General features: G+C 36.5%; 6 protein-coding genes. All 6 read left to right on the forward strand.

Annotated features, from left to right (window positions below; genetic code table 11):
- The coding region (locus tag BG20_RS05645) for a complex I subunit 1/NuoH family protein (protein ID WP_010192041.1) at window positions 1-713 on the forward strand (713 nt) is incomplete at its 5' end.
- The gene (locus tag BG20_RS05650; RefSeq protein WP_010192043.1) at window positions 713-1,210 is read left to right on the forward strand and encodes an NADH-quinone oxidoreductase subunit I; all 498 of its coding nucleotides are present in this window, start codon (window positions 713-715) and stop codon (window positions 1,208-1,210) included. The genes BG20_RS05645 and BG20_RS05650, both read left to right, overlap by 1 nt.
- Window positions 1,203-1,715 carry an NADH-quinone oxidoreductase subunit J family protein gene (locus BG20_RS05655; protein ID WP_007402306.1) on the forward strand — a complete coding sequence of 171 codons (513 nt, stop codon included), beginning with the start codon at window positions 1,203-1,205 and terminating at the stop codon, window positions 1,713-1,715. Before BG20_RS05650 ends, BG20_RS05655 begins: the two co-directional genes overlap by 8 nt.
- Window positions 1,696-2,001, forward strand: coding sequence for an NADH-quinone oxidoreductase subunit NuoK (gene nuoK / locus BG20_RS05660; protein ID WP_010192047.1), 306 nt, complete (start codon window positions 1,696-1,698; stop codon window positions 1,999-2,001). Before BG20_RS05655 ends, nuoK begins: the two co-directional genes overlap by 20 nt.
- Entirely contained in the window at window positions 2,001-3,554 is a 1,554-nt protein-coding gene (locus tag BG20_RS05665) for a complex I subunit 4 family protein (protein WP_010192049.1), read from the forward strand. Before nuoK ends, BG20_RS05665 begins: the two co-directional genes overlap by 1 nt.
- Window positions 3,555-3,557: 3 nt before the next feature.
- A partial coding sequence (locus tag BG20_RS05670; protein WP_010192051.1) for an NADH-quinone oxidoreductase subunit 5 family protein occupies window positions 3,558-5,333 on the forward strand: 1,776 nt, incomplete at its 3' end.

Here is a 5,333-nt window from a genome sequence, read left to right on the forward strand (position 1 = left end):
TAATAACAATTCTTTCTGCATGGTCATCAAACAGCAAATTTCCATTCATTGGTGGAATTAGAGCATTACATCAAATGGTTTCATTTGAAATCCCGTTAATTCTTTCATTATTGGGAGTAGTAATTCTTACAGGCACTCTAAATCTTTCTGAAATTGTTGTCAGTCAAACCAATTTCCCATGGATTATATTTTTGCCAATTGGCGCAATTATTTTCTTTATTACAATATTAGCTGAATTAGAAAGAATTCCATTTGATTTACCAGAAGCTGAAAGTGAAATTGTTGCGGGTTGGTTAACTGAATTTTCTGGAATGATCTACGGTCTTGTTCAATTGGGAACATACTTGAAACTTTATGCATTTGCAGCCTTGTTTGTTGTTTTATTCCTTGGTGGTTGGACTGGACCGATGATATGGCCTCCTTTCCCTGAGGAAATTATTACTGATGGAATAGTAATGGGCCCAATCACTGCTAAAATTCCTGGACTACCAGTATTTTCACAGGAGATGTTAAATGGAGTAGTATGGTTTGTACTTAAAACGGTAGGAGTGATCTTCTTTATTCTGTTACCAAGAGGTGTTTTCCCAAGAATTAGAATTGATATGTTGCTAAGTCTTGGTTGGTACAAATTAATTGGATTAGCATTCGTTAACATCTTTATAGCACTCGGTTTGTTGTACGCTGGAGTCTTGGGACCTGGAGGAATATTGTAATGAACACAGCATCTGGAATTATCAAGGCATTAAATTCGGGAATAAAACATTTAGCTATTAAACGATTTACATTACGATATCCTGAAGAGAAACTAAAATTTGTTGGAGATGGTTATCAATTTGATCCATCTACTGGTGTTGGAATTGCAGGATACAAAGGTCGTCATATGTTATTTCACGATCATTGTACTGGTTGTCAATTATGCTCAATTGCATGTGAGGGTGTGGCCGAAGCAATTGCAATGGTAAAAGTTCCAGAAGAACATAAACAAAATAAAAAAGCAATAATGCCGCAAATCGATTACGGTAAATGTGTATTTTGTGGATTATGTGTGGACGCATGTCCATTTTATGCATTGTATATGACAAATGATTATGAACTTTCTTCATTCAGTAAGGAGGGTTTGATTTACACTCCAGCCCAACTACAAGTAAAACCATATGTCTCTCAAGATTCAGAAATAAAAATTACTGATAGAGGTGCTACACATGGCTGATGTTACATTTCTTGCATTATCTGTAATCACAATTGGTTCGGCAATAGCTGCATTAGAAATGAGATCTTTGATTTATGGTTCAATTGCTTTGATGGGAACTCTTGGTGGAATCGCTGGATTCTTTTTGCTTTTGGATTCACCATTTGTTGCAATGTTTCAATTAGCAGTTTATGTAGGTTCTATTGCTGTTTTAATTTTGTTTACTGTAATGTTAGTAAAAAGAGAATTAATCTTTAAGAAAATTGAGGATAAAAGAAGAAAGTTTGTTGGAATTGCGTTGATGCTTGTATTTATGGTTGCATTAGGTTCCATCATAATGGACTCTGGTATCAAATCAATAACTACCAATGAACCGGCAGTTGATTTTAGAAATATTGGTGCTGACTTCTTAACTTATTATTGGCCAGCTTTAATTCTAATGGCTCTAATTTTAACAGGTTCAGTTACTGGTGCACTAGTTTTAGCAAGAAGAGAGGATGTAGAGAATGAGCAACGAACTGATTGATTTTGTTTTAGTATCTGTTGCCTTGTTGGGCATTGGTATCTATGGTTTATCTGTAAAAAGAAATGCTATTCGAATGTTATTTGCAGTTGAAATAATTATTAATGCTGCAAATCTTAATTTGGTCGCTTTTGGAAGATTCATACCAAATAGTGGTGGTCAAACACTTGCATTGTTTTCAATTGCAATTGCTGCCGCAGAAGTAGCAGTTGGTCTTTCATTGATTATTGTAGCATATCGTATGTATCAAAATATTGACATCGCTGACTTTAGGAGTTTGAAAGGATAATGGAATTTGCACTTTTACAGGCAGTTTTCTTGCCCTTGCTATTATCTCCAGTTGCCTATATCATTGGAAGAAAGATGGGTCCTACACCTGCAATGTGGTTTACATTTGGATTGTTACTCTACACTACTGTTCTAGTAATTTTATCTGCATTAAGTGGTACTACCGAAGAGCATTATCCATGGACTGAGCAATTTGGTGAATTTGGTTTCTTGTTGGATGGCTTGGCCTCTCCATTTGCAATTATGATTTATGTACTTAGTACAATCTTGGTGCTTTATTCAAAACCTTACATGATTCACAGATTTCATGAACAATTTGAAGAAGAACATCAAGAGATTGTATCAACTACTGGAAATTCAACAGTCATTGAATCCTCATCTCTTTCAAATTATGTAAATGCAAAATCTGGACTTTACTTTGCTCTTTATCTTGTTTTTGCAATGGGCATGCTTGGTACTGTTCTATCTACAAACTTGATTGAATTTTATGTATTCTTTGAGGTAATGTTAATCCCTGGTTTCTTTTTAGTTGCTCTTTGGGGTGCTGGCCCACGAAGAAAAATTGGTTTGATGTTCTTGTTTTGGACTCATGCCGGTGCAGTTGTTTTGTTATTAGGATTTTTAATGATAGGTCTATCAATTGGAAGTTTTGATTTTGCAGATATTGAAGAATCAAAAATTCCACACGATATTCTGTTATTATCAGCAATTGCAATTTCAATTGGCCTTGGAGTCAAACTTGCTGTATTCATGTTTCACATATGGCTTCCATGGGTTCACGGTTCTGCACCAACTCCTATCAGTGCATTACTATCACCTGCAATGATTGGTATTGGGGCTTATGGTATTTTCAGATTAATTGTTGAATTGCTACCAAATACATTTGCTGATCTTTCTATTTGGTTCCACATTTGGGGTCTTGTTACTATGATCTATGGAGGTGCAATGGCACTGATGCAAGATGACATTAAACGATTACTTGCATATTCTAGTATCAGTCAAATGGGTTACATTCTATTTGGAATTGGCTCCATGTCTGTTTTGGGATTATCAGGTGCTGAAATGATGTATGTAACACATGCATTAGGTAAAGGCATCCTCTTCATGATGGCTGGAATTTTGATTGTAAAAGTTGGTACAAGAAGTATTTCTCAACTAGGTGGATTAGCTGGTAAGATGCCTATCACTGCAGTTTGTACAGTAATAGGTGCATTGACAATAATGGGAGTTCCGCCAACTAGTGGTTTTATGGGTGAGTGGACTCTATTTTATGGTGCATTAGAAACTGCGATTAAAGAAGGCTCAACTGTAAGAGCAGTAACATTTGGTTTAGGCCTTGTTGCAACAGCATTAACAATGTCTTACATTCTTTGGATGCTAAAACGTGTATTCTTTGGTAAACTCCCAGTAAATCTTGAGAACGTCAAAGAAGGAAGCTGGTACATGACAGCTCCGATGATGGTACTCGCAGGATTTACAATAGTTCTTGGAATTTATCCTGACATATTCTTTAATCAAATAATTCCTTACATGAATGGAGTTTTGGGGGCTTAGTGTATGGCAACTGAGATGTTAGGTTTATCATTAGAAGCAGGTGCATCAAGTGCTTGGTTAATTTGGATACTGCCATTCATCGCTGCTTTGATAATGCCAGCTATTGGAAAAATGTCAAAGCGTGCAACCGGATTTGTTGCAGTTGGATTTGCTTTGATGAGTGCGCTATCTGCATTATCTTTATTGCCAATGGCATTGGAAGCTCATGAAGTACATGATCAAATATCTTGGATTAATTCTATCGGTCTAAAAGCGGGTGTTCTTGCTGATCCACTTGCAGTGATCATGGCAAATGTTGTTGGCTGGATTTCATTTCTAATTATGATTTACAGTACAGGATACATGAAAGGTGACAAATCCATAACAAGATTTTGGTTCTGGATGATGTTCTTCATTGGTTCAATGCAATTAATTGTTTTATCTGATAATTTACTACAAGTCTTCTTTGGTTGGGAAGGTGTAGGACTTGCATCATATGCATTGATTAGCTTTTGGTATCGTGATAAAAAGAAAGATCATGTTGGTACAGAAGGAAGAACTGTTCTTGGTCTTTTAGATTATTATTCACCAACTCATGCTGGTATGAAGGCATTCATCATGACAAAAGTTGGTGATGTTATGATGATTGCAGGTATGCTCTTGATATTCTTGTTTGCAGGAACATTTGGATTTAGAGAATTAATGCATGATACTGCTTGGGCAACAACAATGTCTGCACAAGGTCTCTTAATTCCTGCATTTGTGTTATTGTTTGGTGGAGCTGTAGGTAAATCAGCCCAATTCCCACTTAACGAATGGCTTTTAGAAGCAATGACTGGTCCAACAGCTGTTTCTGCTTTGATTCACGCAGCAACAATGGTAAAAGCAGGTGTTTTCTTAGTTATGCGACTTGCACCATTAGTTTTTGCATTAAGCGCAGCTGGAATTTTAGCAGATCAATTCTTTGAAATTATTCTTCTAGTAGGTGCAACTACTGCCCTTCTCTTAGGACTTCAAGGAATGGTTAATTCCGAAATCAAGAAAGTTCTCGCTTACTCTACTGGTTCACAGATTGGTTACATGATGATGGTTCTAGGTATTGCAGGATTGTCACAACAATTTGTTAATGGATATACTGCAGGATTCTTCCATCTAATTTCACATGCAATGTTTAAGGCATCATTGTTTATGGCTGCCGGTTCTTTACTTCACGTAGTCGGTTCTAGATTTATGACAGATATGGGTGGATTGCGCAAACATATGAAAAAGACTTATCTGTTTATGTGGGCTGCCGGTCTTGGATTGATGGGTGCTCCATTTATCACAACTGGTTTCTGGAGTAAAGATTCTATTTTTGGTGCTATCTATACATCCGGTCATGAATGGGCAATGCCAGTATTTGCAATTGCCGTTTTAACTGCAGTAATCACTGCATTTTATACAACAAGAATGTTGGGTTTGGTATTTTATGGTCCAAAAAGTAAACATATCCAAAAAATGGAAGAAGAAGGCCATCATATTCACGAAGCCCCGTCATCAATGTGGATTCCATATGGAATTCTTGCAGTATTAACAATCGGTATTGGTATTGTAGGTTTATCATTTGAAGGAGGATTGCATGAATTGTTTACAAATTATCTTGAAGAGACATTCGGAATTCATTCTATACATCACGAAATAGAAAATTCAATTCTTCCGGGATTCTTAGATGGAATTAACCCTGTTGCACTTGCAGCTTCGTTATCTGCTTTCGGAATTGGAACTGGGTTAGGATATGTGTTCTATATTGGTAGATGGATT

Origin of the sequence: Candidatus Nitrosarchaeum limnium BG20, from assembly GCF_000241145.1 — an archaeon.
Classification (GTDB): domain Archaea; phylum Thermoproteota; class Nitrososphaeria; order Nitrososphaerales; family Nitrosopumilaceae; genus Nitrosarchaeum; species Nitrosarchaeum limnae.